Source organism: Gracilibacillus sp. YIM 98692, assembly GCF_010993965.1.
Taxonomy (GTDB): Bacteria; Bacillota; Bacilli; order Bacillales; family Amphibacillaceae; genus Gracilibacillus.
Genome location: NZ_WIXM01000012.1, coordinates 63,471 through 77,065, shown reverse-complemented (window position 1 = coordinate 77,065; position 13,595 = coordinate 63,471). Strand labels below are relative to the sequence as shown.

At 35.0% G+C, this 13,595-nt stretch carries 12 protein-coding genes; 9 read left to right on the top strand and 3 right to left on the bottom strand.

What is annotated here, in order from left to right; translation table 11 throughout:
* The first annotated feature begins 33 nt into the window (after positions 1 to 33).
* Positions 34 to 1,644, top strand: coding sequence for a PucR family transcriptional regulator (locus tag GHD00_RS12290; RefSeq protein WP_163538466.1), 1,611 nt, complete (start codon positions 34 to 36; stop codon positions 1,642 to 1,644).
* A gap of 15 nt (positions 1,645 to 1,659) precedes the next feature.
* Here the strand turns inward: GHD00_RS12290 and GHD00_RS12285 are convergent, their stop codons facing one another.
* On the bottom strand, positions 1,660 to 3,243 hold the full coding sequence (locus GHD00_RS12285) for a PucR family transcriptional regulator (protein ID WP_163538465.1): 1,584 nt from the start codon (positions 3,241 to 3,243) through the stop codon (positions 1,660 to 1,662).
* A 303-nt stretch (positions 3,244 to 3,546) separates the two neighbouring features.
* Here GHD00_RS12285 and GHD00_RS12280 point away from each other — a divergent pair, with 303 nt between their 5' ends.
* The 7 genes from GHD00_RS12280 to GHD00_RS12250 all read left to right on the top strand — a co-directional run bounded on the left by GHD00_RS12280 (position 3,547) and on the right by GHD00_RS12250 (position 10,579).
* On the top strand, positions 3,547 to 4,734 hold the full coding sequence (locus tag GHD00_RS12280) for an amidase (RefSeq protein WP_163538464.1): 1,188 nt from the start codon (positions 3,547 to 3,549) through the stop codon (positions 4,732 to 4,734).
* 12 nt (positions 4,735 to 4,746) lie between these two features.
* Positions 4,747 to 5,607 carry a fumarylacetoacetate hydrolase family protein gene (locus GHD00_RS12275; protein ID WP_163538463.1) on the top strand — a complete coding sequence of 287 codons (861 nt, stop codon included), beginning with the start codon at positions 4,747 to 4,749 and terminating at the stop codon, positions 5,605 to 5,607.
* 27 nt (positions 5,608 to 5,634) lie between these two features.
* Complete coding sequence (locus tag GHD00_RS12270) at positions 5,635 to 6,678, top strand: TRAP transporter substrate-binding protein (protein WP_205600756.1); 1,044 nt, start codon at positions 5,635 to 5,637, stop codon at positions 6,676 to 6,678.
* A 23-nt stretch (positions 6,679 to 6,701) separates the two neighbouring features.
* Positions 6,702 to 7,202, top strand: a complete 501-nt coding sequence (locus tag GHD00_RS12265) for a TRAP transporter small permease (protein ID WP_163538462.1) — start codon at positions 6,702 to 6,704, stop codon at positions 7,200 to 7,202.
* On the top strand, positions 7,199 to 8,476 hold the full coding sequence (locus tag GHD00_RS12260) for a TRAP transporter large permease (RefSeq protein ID WP_163538461.1): 1,278 nt from the start codon (positions 7,199 to 7,201) through the stop codon (positions 8,474 to 8,476). The genes GHD00_RS12265 and GHD00_RS12260 overlap by 4 nt, the downstream gene beginning before the upstream one ends.
* A gap of 27 nt (positions 8,477 to 8,503) precedes the next feature.
* Positions 8,504 to 9,991: an amidohydrolase family protein gene (locus tag GHD00_RS12255; RefSeq protein ID WP_163538460.1), complete on the top strand. Its 1,488-nt coding sequence runs from the start codon at positions 8,504 to 8,506 to the stop codon at positions 9,989 to 9,991.
* 138 nt (positions 9,992 to 10,129) lie between these two features.
* Positions 10,130 to 10,579 carry an Lrp/AsnC family transcriptional regulator gene (locus GHD00_RS12250; RefSeq protein ID WP_163538485.1) on the top strand — a complete coding sequence of 150 codons (450 nt, stop codon included), beginning with the start codon at positions 10,130 to 10,132 and terminating at the stop codon, positions 10,577 to 10,579.
* Positions 10,580 to 10,619: 40 nt separating this feature from the next.
* Here the strand turns inward: GHD00_RS12250 and GHD00_RS12245 are convergent, their stop codons facing one another.
* Both GHD00_RS12245 and GHD00_RS12240 read right to left on the bottom strand, forming a co-directional pair.
* Positions 10,620 to 11,150: a chromate transporter gene (locus GHD00_RS12245; protein WP_163538459.1), complete on the bottom strand. Its 531-nt coding sequence runs from the start codon at positions 11,148 to 11,150 to the stop codon at positions 10,620 to 10,622.
* A 6-nt stretch (positions 11,151 to 11,156) separates the two neighbouring features.
* On the bottom strand, positions 11,157 to 11,711 hold the full coding sequence (locus GHD00_RS12240) for a chromate transporter (RefSeq protein ID WP_163538458.1): 555 nt from the start codon (positions 11,709 to 11,711) through the stop codon (positions 11,157 to 11,159).
* Between the two features lie 159 nt (positions 11,712 to 11,870).
* Between GHD00_RS12240 and ggt the strand changes: the two genes are divergently transcribed.
* Positions 11,871 to 13,496, top strand: coding sequence for a gamma-glutamyltransferase (ggt, locus tag GHD00_RS12235; protein WP_163538457.1), 1,626 nt, complete (start codon positions 11,871 to 11,873; stop codon positions 13,494 to 13,496).
* The last annotated feature ends 99 nt before the right edge of the window (positions 13,497 to 13,595 follow it).

Below are 13,595 nucleotides of genomic sequence, written 5' to 3'. Positions count from 1 at the left end.
GTCGTTACTATATATTACAGGTTGGTGGAAAACATGACAGAAGCAAATAACCAACGAGGCTTAAAGATTCAAGATTTTTTAAAAATAGAACCGCTAGCTGGTGCAAAATTAGTTGCAGGAAAACAAAAGGAATACTCAATCATCAATAGAATAAATATTGTCGGATCTCCAGATGTAGATCATTTTGTTCGTCCGCATGAATTTATTATGACGACAGGGTATCCTTTTCGAGACAAACCAAAAGATCTTGTAACATTTATAGAGAAGCTTTATGAAAAAAAGGTTGCTGGAATTGGAATAAAAGTAAAGAGATTTTTAAAAACGATTCCTGAGGAAGTTTTAGAACGAGCGGATCAGCTTGGATTCCCTGTAGTTGCCATTCAACCAACCACTGTATTTTCTGATGTTGTCCGTGTGGCAATGGAAGAAATTTTTTATCAGGAATCAGAGCACTTAGTTACCATTTATAATCGATTAGAGCAATTTACTAATTCTCTTGTAGTAGGTAAAAAAATGGACGAAGTGATATCTCAGTTAGAGCAAACAATTGGGAACCCTTTAATTGTGAAAGATCTAGAAGGGGGGATTATAGCACCGCTATTATCTAAGGTGTTAGAACAAGTAGAATTAATTCAATTAGCCAATCTATTAGAGAGGAAAGTAGGAACAGGAACGACTGAAATCGATATTAGAGAAGAAAGTTTTACTGCATTTGGTCTCCCGTTAACTCAATATCGATCTTTGTCACATATACCATTTATTGCATGTCTAGAGACAAACTATAACTTAACAGAAATCGATTATTTAACAATTGAAAAAATTAGCACGCTGTTACATATGGAGTTAAAGCATATTCATGTAAAAACAAAAATGGAAGAGAAATATATGGATCAATTTGTAAAAAGCCTACTTCGTGGCGATGATGTAGTTTTTGATGAGGAGGCTGATCAAAAGAATACATTTGGTATTAACCTCCGTGATAAAAGTATTCAAGTTTTTCTATTAGATCTAGACGCATATTTACCTCAAGAAGAAGATTTAATGTTACTAAAAAATAATTTAGATAATTTAATAAAAAGTAATATTATGGCAACTTGTTATCAAGAAGAAATCGTTTTTATTATTGTGGACGATACTGAAGATAAAGTGGAGCAGGCAATCGCTATGATCGAGGAAGAAATTGATCGTTATTTCCATTATAAAAAAAATGAAGAGGAAGCATTTGTATTATGTATTGGTCCTGTTGTACATGCAGCCAGTGATATCCAAGAAAGTTATAAAAGAGCATTGCAAGTGAAAAATATATATCAACAATATCATTTTGCAAAAAGACGCCTTTATTTTGATGAGATGCATATATATCGGCTCTTATATTTGTTACCCAAATCAGAAGAAGTCGCTATTTATATTGATAGTTTATTAGGTCCAATTCTTAAAAATCGCCGAAGAGATATGTATTTGGAAACCTTAGAAGCTTATTTTGCAGAAGATAAAAATGCACGTGCGACAGCTGAGCGGTTATTTACACATTACAATACAATCCTGTATCGATTAGAGAGAATAAATGAGTTGCTTGAGGTTCATATTGATGATCCCGAAGCATCATTAGAAGTTCAGATTGCTTTAAAACTAACGAAATTATAAAAATATCAGGTGGATTCACCTGATATTTTTAATTTGTTGAAAAACTAACGCCATTTTAATACGAAGTAAATCGTTAATATTTTTCAAATCTATATTTAGAAGTGTGCTAACCTTTTCAAGACGATAAACTACTGTATTTCGATGTACGAATAATTTACTTGCGACTTCTTTTATATTACCATTACATTCAATGTACGTTTCTAGAGTTGTTAGCATGTCTTTTTCGTAAGTTGTATCTTGATTAAGAAAAGCTTCCAATGTATTTTGATAAAAACTGTCTGATAAATGACCTGGTATATGATGAAATAAACTGATAAAGTCAAGATTTTCACACATAATCACAGGATCTTCATAATCCATAACATCTGCGGTTTGTTTTGCTTGTAAACATTCTTTATAACTATCGTATAAAGCTTCAATCTTTTCTTTCTTTTTGCTTATAGTCATAGAGATCTGGTGTTTCATATTGGATGCTTGTAACACTTCTTGTAACGGGATAATAAATTGATTTGTTTTATGATAATGAGTCTTGTCTTGATTAGAATCAAACAACATAGTAATCATCTTTCCCTTAAAGATTACATGCTTTGTATCATAATTTTGTAAATAAGGATGATTTTCTATTTCCTTTTGAATATGCTGAAAATTCATTTGATTCATTTTAAGTTTATCACTTGTCATGATGACCCAATAAGGTAACGAGAGTAATGCCTTATTCTCTCCTTTTAATTGTTCGCGTAAGTAATCGGTTGTGATTTCATTATTTAGCAATCGCTGCATTAATACACTAAATGTCTGATCAAGTAGTTGCTTAGGATTTGATAGCTTTTTTTTAGCTAAATAATCAGTTAAAATATCACCAATTTGAAAGAAAAGTAATTCTTCTTCCTTCGTTATCGCTGATTGTGAATGAATCATAATAAACAGATAACCATATTTTTCCCTTTCGTTTTGTAATTCAATTTGATAATAGATATTGTCTTTCGATTTTACTTTTGTACTTCTTTCTAATCCATACCAATTTTGAATTAATTCAGTTTCGTTAGTGTTTGTTTGATTATATAGTACATCAGCTTGATTGGTAATGATTGCAAAAGGGTGATGAATAAATTTAGAAACAATATTTAAATATTGATCTAAGTTCTTTTCGTCGTGAGAGAAAGTTATTAATTCTTTTTGGTAAACTAGCTTTTCTTTTAACCAGTTTTCCTTCTGCAAATGTGCAGCATCATAGAGTGCCTTGATTTGATCAGAAAATGTATAAGAATACGGCAGTTTAAAGATAGGAAATTGCAATTTATTAGCAATATCTATGAGTTTGTCAGGAATTTCACTCCAATATCTTCCTAGTTTTATAGCAAGACCTGCACATTTTTTTTGGTGAAGTTGTGAAACCATTTCGACAGCATTGTTAATATTATCCTTTATTATAAATGCAGTGGTTAATAAAAGTTCGCCCTCTTTTACCCAGTTATGAATATCTGGTGCATCCATTATGTTTACTGCAGTAATCGAACGGTTTATACCGTTCCCTCCAGCTATAAGTTTCGCTTCAGAAAAAGGATAAACACCTAAAGCCTGTGGAATTGTTAAATTCATTCTATCTTCCCCCAGCGAATAATTAGTTCGTTAGTTTCTCTTATAGATTACTATACTAAAAGAATCGTAATACCGCTTAATCGTTGTAAGAAAATATAACAATAAATACGTTATTAAGAAATCGTTTTTTAAAATATATGATATAAATGGCTTAAATTAGCTTGAATAACGCGTGATTTTTGTTATTTTTCATAAAAATATTGGTGTTAGTTATGTTTAGCTACAATAAATGTAAACTTTATTGACGTCATGAAGAGCCAAGGTTTATAGTTATAGACATATTAAAAAGTTGGAGGTGCAAGAATGGAAGATCAGTGGCGGGCATTTATTGATCAAGATTGTATAATACCTAAAAAATATCAAGGACTTTTAAACTCTTATACTTTTGCAGTGAAAGATGTATTTGATATTAAAGGGAGCATCGCAAGTGCCGGTAATCCGTATTGGAGAAGGACACATTTGCCTGCACGTTCCAATGCCTCTGTAATAGAGAAGCTTTTGAATAATGGAGCTGAATTAGTCGGTAAAACTCATACAGATGAATTAATGTACAGTTTAAATGGAGAAAATCACTTTTTTGGAACCCCTGTTAACCCCAAGCAACCTAAAAGAATTCCGGGAGGATCATCTAGTGGTTCTGCTGTTGCTGTGGCAGCAGGATTAGTTGATTTTGCTTTAGGTACAGATACGGGAGGAAGTGTTCGTATACCATCTAGTTACTGTGGTATTTATGGTTATCGACCATCGCATAATGCTATTTCCATGAAAGGCGTTATTCCATTAGCCCAAAGTTTTGATACGGTAGGCGTTATGACGAAGGATGTGAATGTATTAGCAAATGTTGTAAAAACTTTGGTTCGGCAGATAAATCAACCAAGAGAGAGTTTTTCTACCATTATTTATCCTGAGGATGTATGGGAATTAATCGATTCTAACATCAAGTCTGAAATGGAGGAATCATTCGTAACAAATGAAAGGAGAAAAATGAGTTTAGCTAAAGGTGAGTTGAAATCGTGGATGGAAGCATTTCGCATCATCCAAGGCTATGAAATATGGGGAAATCATGGTGATTGGATTGAGAAAGTGAATCCGGTTTTTGGACCGGGCATTATGGAACGTTTTATGTGGACAAAAACGATTACAAGACAGCAACTTCAATGGGCAAAACAGAAACGTGAAGACATACAGTCAGCAACACAAGAGTTACTAAGAGAGGATACCATAATGGTTATGCCAACATCGCCTAATATTGCTCCGTTACTTGGTACAAGTGGAGAAGAATTACAAGTTCATCGAAATAAATTACTGATGATGACGAGTATAGCTGGATTAAATGGTTTACCTCAAGTAACCATTCCTTCGATAGAGGTAGATGGTGCTCCGGTGGGGCTATCGTTTATAGCTGGTCCAAATCAAGATGGCAAATTGATAGATTATGTAAAAGATTTTGTGCTTAAAAGAGATCAAGAAAAAGTGATGAAAGGTGTTTAAGGAGGTGATGAGTTGAAACTAGCTACTGTTAAGTATGATGGAGAGGAAAAAGCGGCTATTATCCATCATGACGTTATTTTTCTAATTGAAACGTTAAATGATATGGAAAATAAAAATTGGCCAAGTACATTATTTGAGCTAATCGCAGGAGAGCATTTAGAGAGTTTGGAAGATTGGTATGATTCAGTGGGAAAGAGTATGTTTGAACGATGTATTGCGCTTGAAAAGGATCAGATTGAATTTGCTCCATTATATCGGAAGCCGAGAAAGATTTGGGGAGTGGGAATGAATTATTTTGATCCTAGTCATCAATCATTAGAAGAGATATCTTATCAAGATCCAGTCAGTTTTATGAAACCTGACACAACCATTATTGGCCCAAAAGATACGATACAAATTCCTCATCAATCTACGAATACGACAGCAGAAGCTGAATTAGCAATTGTTATCGGGAAAGAATGTCGAAATATTAGTCAAGAGGAAGCGAAGAATGTAGTAGCAGGTTTTACTACTGCATTGGACATGACAGAGGCGAGTATTCATGCAGAGAATCAACGATATTTAACACGAGCGAAAAGCTTTGATACATTTTTTAGCTTTGGTCCAGAAATGGTGACAAATAAAGAAATTAAAGATGTAAGTGAATTAACTGTCAGAACTGTTCACAACGGGCAAATGGCACATCAAAATAAAGTGAAAAATATGCGTTATAACCCGTGGTTTATCGTTTCTTTTCACTCACAAGTTATGACTCTTTTACCTGGTGATATTATCTTGACAGGTACACCTGGTGCGGTCTCTATTCGTGATGAAAATACAGTAGAAGCACATATTGATGGGTTTTCCCCGCTTTTAAATCGGGTTAAACAATAAAACATTAGAAGAAAGGAAGTTATGTACATGAAAAAAATGTTGAAGTTATCTGTCTTTATCGGATTAATCTTATTGATTGTTGGTTGTGGAAACAATCAAACATCTGAGCAAAATGAGGCGTCTGCTTCGGAAGCGGAAGAAAAAGAAGTTTACGAAATGAAGTTACACCATGATTTAGCTGCAGATAGTCCACAACATATTGGTGCAGAGAAGTTTAAAGAAATAGTGGAAGAAGAGACAGATGGTCAAGTAGAAGTAAAACTGTTTCCATCAGGTCAATTGGGGGATGATGTGGAAGTAGCAGAGCTAATACAGAATGGCAGTGTAGAATCAGGTATTATTCCAACTGCAAAACTATCAACGTTTGATGCGAGAATGCAACTACCTGATTTACCATTCATTTTTCCATCTAGAGAGGCTGCGTATGAAGTGCTTGATGGTGAAGTAGGTAAAGAATTATTAGCTGGTTTAGAGGACATTGGATTAAAAGGTGCATCTTTTTGGGAAAGTGGGTTCAAGCAATTTACTAATAATGAAAGAATCGAGGAACCATCTGATTTTGAAGGGTTAAAAATAAGAACAATGGAAAGTCCAATAGTGATTAAACAGTTTGAAGCATTAGGTGCAAATCCTGTACCAATTTCTTTTGCTGAAACATATAACTCACTTCAGCAAAATGTAGTCATCGGACAAGAAAATCCGCTAGTTTCTATTGTGAAAATGAAATTCTATGAAGTACAAGATTATACGATTTTATCCAATCATGGATATTTAGCTTATGCATTTTTATTAAGTAAAGAATGGTTTGAGCAGTTACCGTCTGATATTCAAACAGTTATTTTAGATGCTTCTCAAGAAGCTGCAGAATTTGAACGTTCAGAAACGATGGCTCAGGAAGAAGATTTTATTAAAACAATTGAGGATTATGGTGTAGAAGTATACGAATTGACTCCAGAACAATCGGAAATGTTCCAAGAACAAACAAGAAGTGTTCATGATGAATTTGCCGATGAAATTGGTCAAGATCTGTTAGATAAAACGTATGAAATTGTCGAATCAATGAATGAGTAAATGGGAACAGGAGGTTAGTTAACATGCAAAAGGTAATTCTTTATTTTGACTGGATTGAAAAAGTAATTGTCGCATCAGGAATTTTCTTAACCTCCGTTATCATTTTTGTTAATGTTGTACTCCGTTACTTCTTTGATTCTGGAGTTGTTTGGGCAGAAGAAGCTGTACGTTATATTATTATATATATTGTTATGCTAGGTTCATCATTAGCCATTACAAAAAATGAACATATTGCTGTTTCTATATTTGAAACTTCTTCTGTTAAATGGTTTGCACATATGATTTATGCCTTGCAAAATTTTGCGTCTTTAGCGTTTACTTTTATTGTAACTTATCTTGGATGGGGAATAGTGGAGTCGCTTCGTGCGACTTCACAAATATCACCAGCAATGCAAATTCCAATGTGGTGGGTTTACTTGATTTTTCCCCTAAGCACAGGGTTAATGTCGATTCGATTAATCATAAATATCTTTGAATGGATGAGAACGCATCACATACCAACGAAAGGAGGGGAAGCTGAATGATTTGGTTTTTTATTCTATTACTCATCTTAGTATTCACAGGAATGCCAATGTTTATTGCGATAGCCGGGTCGGTTCTGGTTATGTTAATGGGATTTAATGGTATACCTGCTGAGACGGTTGTGCAACGAATGTTTTCGGGCTTAAATCAATTTCCTCTTATGGCTATTCCCCTCTTTATATTAGCCGCAAATATTATGAGTCGAGGTGGTGTTTCGCAGCGAGTCATTGCACTAACAAATGCTTTAATTGGTAAAGTACCCGGCGGGATGTCTGTTTCAGTGGTGCTTGCGTGTTTATTCTTTGGTGCTATATCAGGGTCAAGCCCAGCAACTGTTGTAGCAATCGGCAGTATGATGCTGCCGGCAATGATTAAAAAAAATTATCCAGAATCATTTGCTACTGGTTTAATTGGTTCGACTTCATCTCTTGGAATTATCATACCACCTAGTATAACGATGATAGTGTATGGTGCAGTAACAGGTACATCAGTTGGTGAGTTGTTTATTGCTGGGCTTAGTGCTGGTTTAGTTTTTGCTGTTGTTTTTATCATTTATTGTATCCTTTACGGTAAAAAAAATCAGTTAGTCAGCAATGAGCCTTGGAGTTTACAAGAAATTATGTACAGAATAAAAGATGCATTCCTAGGTTTGGGAATTCCTATTATTATTATTGGTGGGATCTACGGTGGGTTATTTACTCCGACCGAATCAGCAGGAGTTGCTGTCATTTACGCATTTATTATTACGATGTTTGTGTATCGAGAAATGAAGTGGAAACATTTGTTTGAAGTGTTAGTGGACTCAGGTAAAACAACAGCAACAGTTATGATTATTTTAGCTTCTGCTTCTGTCTTATCCTGGTACCTTACTGTAGAGCAAATTACGCTAAGTGTAACAGAGTATATAACGGCTTTAACAGATAATAAGATTATGATTTTATTATTAATTAATATTATTATTTTAATAGCAGGAATGTTTCTAGATGGATCATCGCTAATTGTTATCTTAGCACCGTTATTTTATTCAATTGGTATTTCATACGGGATTGACCCCGTTCATTTAGGGGTTATTATGACGGTTAATTCAGCTATTGGAATGTTTACGCCACCTTTTGGATTAAATTTATTTGTTTTAATGGGGATATCAAGACAGAGTCTGCTTAAATTATCGAAAGGAATGATACCGTTTATTGCAATATCCTTAATTGTGTTAGCTATCATCACTTATATTCCAGAGGTTGCTTTATTCTTGCCAAATTTACTCTATGGGAAATAACGTGATATTTATAAAAGGGTGAAAAAAATGAAAGATGGACAAGTTAGCATAATGATAAAAAATGCGAATGTGTTTACGTTACATTATCAAAAACCTACTTTTGAAAAAAAGTCTTTCCTTATAGAGAATGGAAAGGTAAAAGCAATAAGTAAACCAGATGTGTTTGAGGAAAAAAATAGCTTTTTGGAAGATATACAGGTTTGGGATGCAAGTGATATGTACTTTATTCCTCCATTTTCCAATGGTCATAGTCATTCATATACAGGGATTTTGAAACGAACCGTAGAAGCCGTTCCGTTAGATTTATATATGCTTGAAGCAATAGCTTATGGGAAAAATCGCTCGACTGAGCTTATTTATGATTGCACCTTACTACATGGCTATGAACTTTTACGAAATGGTTATCAAATGACGGTAGATCATTTTTCGGAAAGACCTACTCTAACAGAAGAAGGAATAGATGCAGCTGTTCAAGCATATAGGGAACTCGGATTAAGAACGGTGCTTGCTCCAATGTTTTCAGATCGAAATTACTTAGATTCCTTGCCTTTTAACAAAGCTTATCCAAAAGAAAATGACTCTACTAGTGAGATCGACAACTATGAAAGCTTAATATGTAGGTTAATGAGATGTTATGAGCAAAATAAATTAATTACTATATCATTAGGGGTAGATGGTGTTCAGCGTTGTTCGAATGAATTATTAGAACGGACGAGTAAGATGAAAAATGAATTTGAGCTTGGTTGGCATTCACACTTACTCGAATCTCATACACAGTGGACGTATAGTAAGCAACAAGGGGAATCTCTGCTGCAACGTATAGATTCATATGGCTTATTAGATGAAAAAACGGTGTTTGCTCATGCCATTTGGACCACTGAAGAAGACCGGAAACTGATGAGTGATCGAGGTGTAAGTATAGTCCATTGTACGTGCAGTAATTTACACCTTGGATCAGGGATTTGCCCGATTCATCTTTATCAATCTCAGAGCGTGGATTGGCATCTAGGGACAGATGGCTTTAATTGTGGTACGTTAAATGCCTTTGAGTTAATGCGACAAGCAGCAAGAGTAAGCAGATTAGCAACTGACAATCATGAAAATTGGCTAACAGCAGAAGAGGTTTTTATAAGAATGATCACTCCAACAAGTTTATCGAAGAAAGATTGGGTTCATGATTTTTTATCGGAGAATCAACCTGCTAGCTTTTTAGCTTTTTCATATGAAGATCTCCTTCCCGAGCAATTTTTTTCAGAAGTGGTTTATTATGAAAATGGTGAAAATATGCGCGATATAATGATGGATGGTGCTTGGATGAAAAGAAATGGCGTAGATCAATTGTCATCACCAGAAATCAGTTTGGCTCGACGTCGTATTCAAGAAAATCAAATAGATTATCAGCAAGAAATAAATCAGGCGCGTTCACAATTTAGTACGGTGAATAAAAAAATAACTAAATCATGGGAATACGTACAAAAAAATTGGCCGGAAGCCATACCAAAAGTACGAACTTAAGAAAAGGGCATTATCATATTTGCCCTTTTTTTTATTACATTTACTTACGATTCGGAAGCTAAATAGCCTTTTTCTTGACATTTTGTATATTCCGTAGGATTCTATATGAAATAGGAAGTTTACGGAAGGATGTTGAATTTGAAGATTGATGAAAAGGATAAAAAAATATTAGAGCTATTAGCTAACGATGGGCGAATGTCTTATGTAGATATAGGAAAAGAACTCGGTTTATCTCGAGTAGCTGTAAGGGAGAGGGTGAATCAATTAATAGAGGAAGAAGTTATAGAGGGGTTTAGTGCAGTCATTAACTCGGAAAAAGTAGGAAAGCAAGTGTCTGCTTTCTTTGAAGTAGATTGTGAGCCTTCTTCATTAGTGGATGTTGCTGAGAGCTTAGCGGAGAATCCTAGTGTTGCTAGCTGTTATCAAATGACTGGTCCAAGTACACTACACATGCACGTGCTAGTAGAAGATTTCACCAAACTGGAATCTTTTATAAACAAAGAACTATATAGCCTAAAAGGGATTACTAGAGTGGAGAGTCATATATTATTACGTCGCTTTAAAAATAGAAAGGGGTTAAAACTTTAAAAAACAGACCCAGTCGAAGGTCTGTTGGCAATCTAAAAGCCTATGCTAAAAAAATGGCACCATATCCGAGTGCGCCTAGAATAACAAATGCAGGATGCACTTTCCATTTTGTAAGTAATAAATAACTAATCAAAATTAAGGATCCGGTTTGTAGCCATCCCTCTTTTTCATAGGATTGGAAAAAGAATTGGTATGTCATGACACCTAAAAGTATGGTAATGGTTGGTCGTATGTACATTGTCATTCTTTTTACTTTCGGTGAGTTTTTATATTTATATAAAATTCTTAGCAGAATTATCATTAAAAGGAGTGATGGAGCAACGGTTGCAAAAACACCTACTCCTGCACCTAGAATACCCGCTTGTTGATATCCGATGTATCCTGCCATTTTTGTAGCGATTGGTCCGGGTAAGGCGTTTCCAATAGCGAGCACTTCCCCGAATTCGGAAATGGTAAGCCAATCAAATCGGTTTACTACTTCATTTTGAACTAATGGAATACTTGCTGGTCCTCCGCCGTAGCCAATTATCCCAGGTATAAAAAACGCAATAAAAATCTCCCAATAAATCATATGTATCTATTCCTTTCCTGTTTCTTGATTTTTTTCCGCAGTGATAAACGCTAATAAAAGGGACACGACAATAATAATTGCTGGGTGGATTTGAAGGAATTGTAATAAAATAAGATTACCTATTGTAAGGATTATACTAAATTTCCAACCGAGATCTTTTTTTGATTTCATGAAAAAATCTTTTGTTAATATGAAGAGCATCACGCCCACAACAGGGATAATTGCATTCGTCATACCAGTTACAAAGGACAATTCACTAAATGTACTTAGCGAAACTAATAAGACAATCATTGCAATAATAGATGGAATAATAGTTGAAAGCACCGCGTTTAGAACACCTAACCACCCAGCAACTTTATAGCCGATATACCCAGCCATTTTAGTTGCAATTGGTCCAGGGAGTGTATTACCAATTGCTAGAATATCAGCGAATTCATCGTCATTCATCCATTTATAGTGGTCCACTACCTCTTTGTGAACAAGTGGAATAGAGGAAGGTCCTCCCCCATAACCTAATATTCCGACTTTGAAAAAAGTCCAGAAAAGTTGTATGTGTTGCATTTTGTCTGTCTCTCCTTTGATAAGAAAAATAAATGCCTTATTGTTATTCTAACATACATATGATACTATTGTTAATGAAAATATTTAAAATGATTAACAAAAGTATGTTTTTAATCTGTATAATTTAACAAAGTTAATTAATGAGTGGAGGTTAATTAGATGAAAGCTTATCGACCTACGACGATGGCACGGAAAGGGGCTGTTACTGCTCCGCATTATTTAGCGTCTCAGGCTGGCTTGAAAATATTACAAGAAGGTGGAAATGCGATTCATGCTGCAATCGCAATCGCATCTACACTAGGAGTGGTATACCCACATATGAATGGGATAGGTGGAGATAATTTTTGGCTGATATATAATGCGAAAAATCAGGAGCTTAAAGGTCTTAATGCAAGTGGAAAATCTGGAATTGCTGCCGATAGAGATTTCTATTTAAATAAAGGGTATCAATCAATACCTGAGCGAGGATATTTAGCGGTAAATACAGTACCTGGAGCTGTTTCAGGGTGGAGAGAAGCATATGAATATGCAGAGAAATCAATGGATCAACATATGGAATGGTCGAAATTATTAGAAGATGCCATAGACTATGCAGAAAATGGCTACCCCATTACAGATAGTCAAATAAGAATGGCTAAAGGTTTTATGAAGCAAAATGTTGAAAACACAGAAAATAATGACTTTACATCCATTTTTATTGATCCACTAAAAAAAGGAATACGTGATGGCACTTTATTTTATCAAAGAGATTTAGCTAATACTTTAAAAACAATTGCAGAAGATAAGGGGAAATCATTTTATCAAGGAGAGATTGCAGGTAAAATGACAGCTGAATCTGCTAAGGAAGGTGGAATGCTTCGAATAGAGGATTTTATGTCACATCGTGCAGATTGGGTGGAACCTATATCAGTTAATTATCGAGGGTACACTGCATTTAATTTACCTCCAAACACGCAAGGCATCGCTTCTTTATCCATCCTAAATATCTTAAATCAATTTGACTTAACACAAATAAAAAATACGGATCCATTGTACTATCACCTTATTGTTGAGGCGACGAAGTTATCTTTTCGCGACAGAGATAAGTGGGTAACCGATCAACAATTTTCTAATACGCCTATTAGAAAATTACTATCAAATGAATATGGGAAGATACAAGCCAGTAACATTCATTTGGATAATACAAGGGAATTATCTACTCAACTAGATCCGAAAGGGGATACCGTTTGGTTTGGCGTTGTGGACAAGTGGGGGAATGCAGTTTCTATGATTCAGAGTATATATCATGAATACGGCGCCGGAGTAGTTCCATCTGGTACTGGTGTACTTCTTCAGAACCGAGGTTGTTTTTTCTCGCTAGAAAAAGATCACGTTAATCGATTGGAACCTAGAAAGCGTACATTCCACACATTAAATCCTGCAATGCTTTTTGATAAGAATCGTCCATGCTTAATTTATGGGACAATGGGGGGAGAAGGGCAGCCTCAAACACAAGCTGCTCTTGTAACAAGAATTATAGATTATAATTATACTGTACAAGAAGCGATCGAAGCGCCTCGTTGGTTATATGGGAGAACTTGGGGGGTGTCATCTAATACGTTGAAAGTAGAAAATAGAATTCCTTCTAAAGTGAGAAAAGCATTGGAGATTAATGGGCATAAAGTAGAAACTGTTGAAGCTTTTAGCGATGTAATGGGCCATGCAGGAGCTATATTAATTAATAAAAATAATGTTAAATTTGCGGGGTCAGACCCTAGAAGTGATGGCTCAGCATTAGGTTATTAGATGAATTGTTTTGGGTGACTGTCACTCCCGTCAGGGATTCTAACGGTAGCGTTTATAAGCAGGGAATTTGGTGGATTTCTGACTTTTTCTTAAAAGGTG

What these genes read in the sequence shown, in the direction of transcription:
- GHD00_RS12260 (WP_163538461.1), top strand. Translation starts at nt 7,199, where the DNA reads ATGATTTGGTTTTTTATTCTATTACTCATCTTAGTATTCACAGGAATG.
- GHD00_RS12270 (WP_205600756.1), top strand. Translation starts at nt 5,635, where the DNA reads ATGAAAAAAATGTTGAAGTTATCTGTCTTTATCGGATTAATCTTATTG.
- GHD00_RS12290 (WP_163538466.1), top strand. Translation starts at nt 34, where the DNA reads ATGACAGAAGCAAATAACCAACGAGGCTTAAAGATTCAAGATTTTTTA.
- GHD00_RS12240 (WP_163538458.1), bottom strand. Translation starts at nt 11,711, where the DNA reads ATGCAACACATACAACTTTTCTGGACTTTTTTCAAAGTCGGAATATTA.
- GHD00_RS12280 (WP_163538464.1), top strand. Translation starts at nt 3,547, where the DNA reads ATGGAAGATCAGTGGCGGGCATTTATTGATCAAGATTGTATAATACCT.
- ggt (WP_163538457.1), top strand. Translation starts at nt 11,871, where the DNA reads ATGAAAGCTTATCGACCTACGACGATGGCACGGAAAGGGGCTGTTACT.
- GHD00_RS12245 (WP_163538459.1), bottom strand. Translation starts at nt 11,150, where the DNA reads ATGATTTATTGGGAGATTTTTATTGCGTTTTTTATACCTGGGATAATT.
- GHD00_RS12255 (WP_163538460.1), top strand. Translation starts at nt 8,504, where the DNA reads ATGAAAGATGGACAAGTTAGCATAATGATAAAAAATGCGAATGTGTTT.
- GHD00_RS12265 (WP_163538462.1), top strand. Translation starts at nt 6,702, where the DNA reads ATGCAAAAGGTAATTCTTTATTTTGACTGGATTGAAAAAGTAATTGTC.
- GHD00_RS12285 (WP_163538465.1), bottom strand. Translation starts at nt 3,243, where the DNA reads ATGAATTTAACAATTCCACAGGCTTTAGGTGTTTATCCTTTTTCTGAA.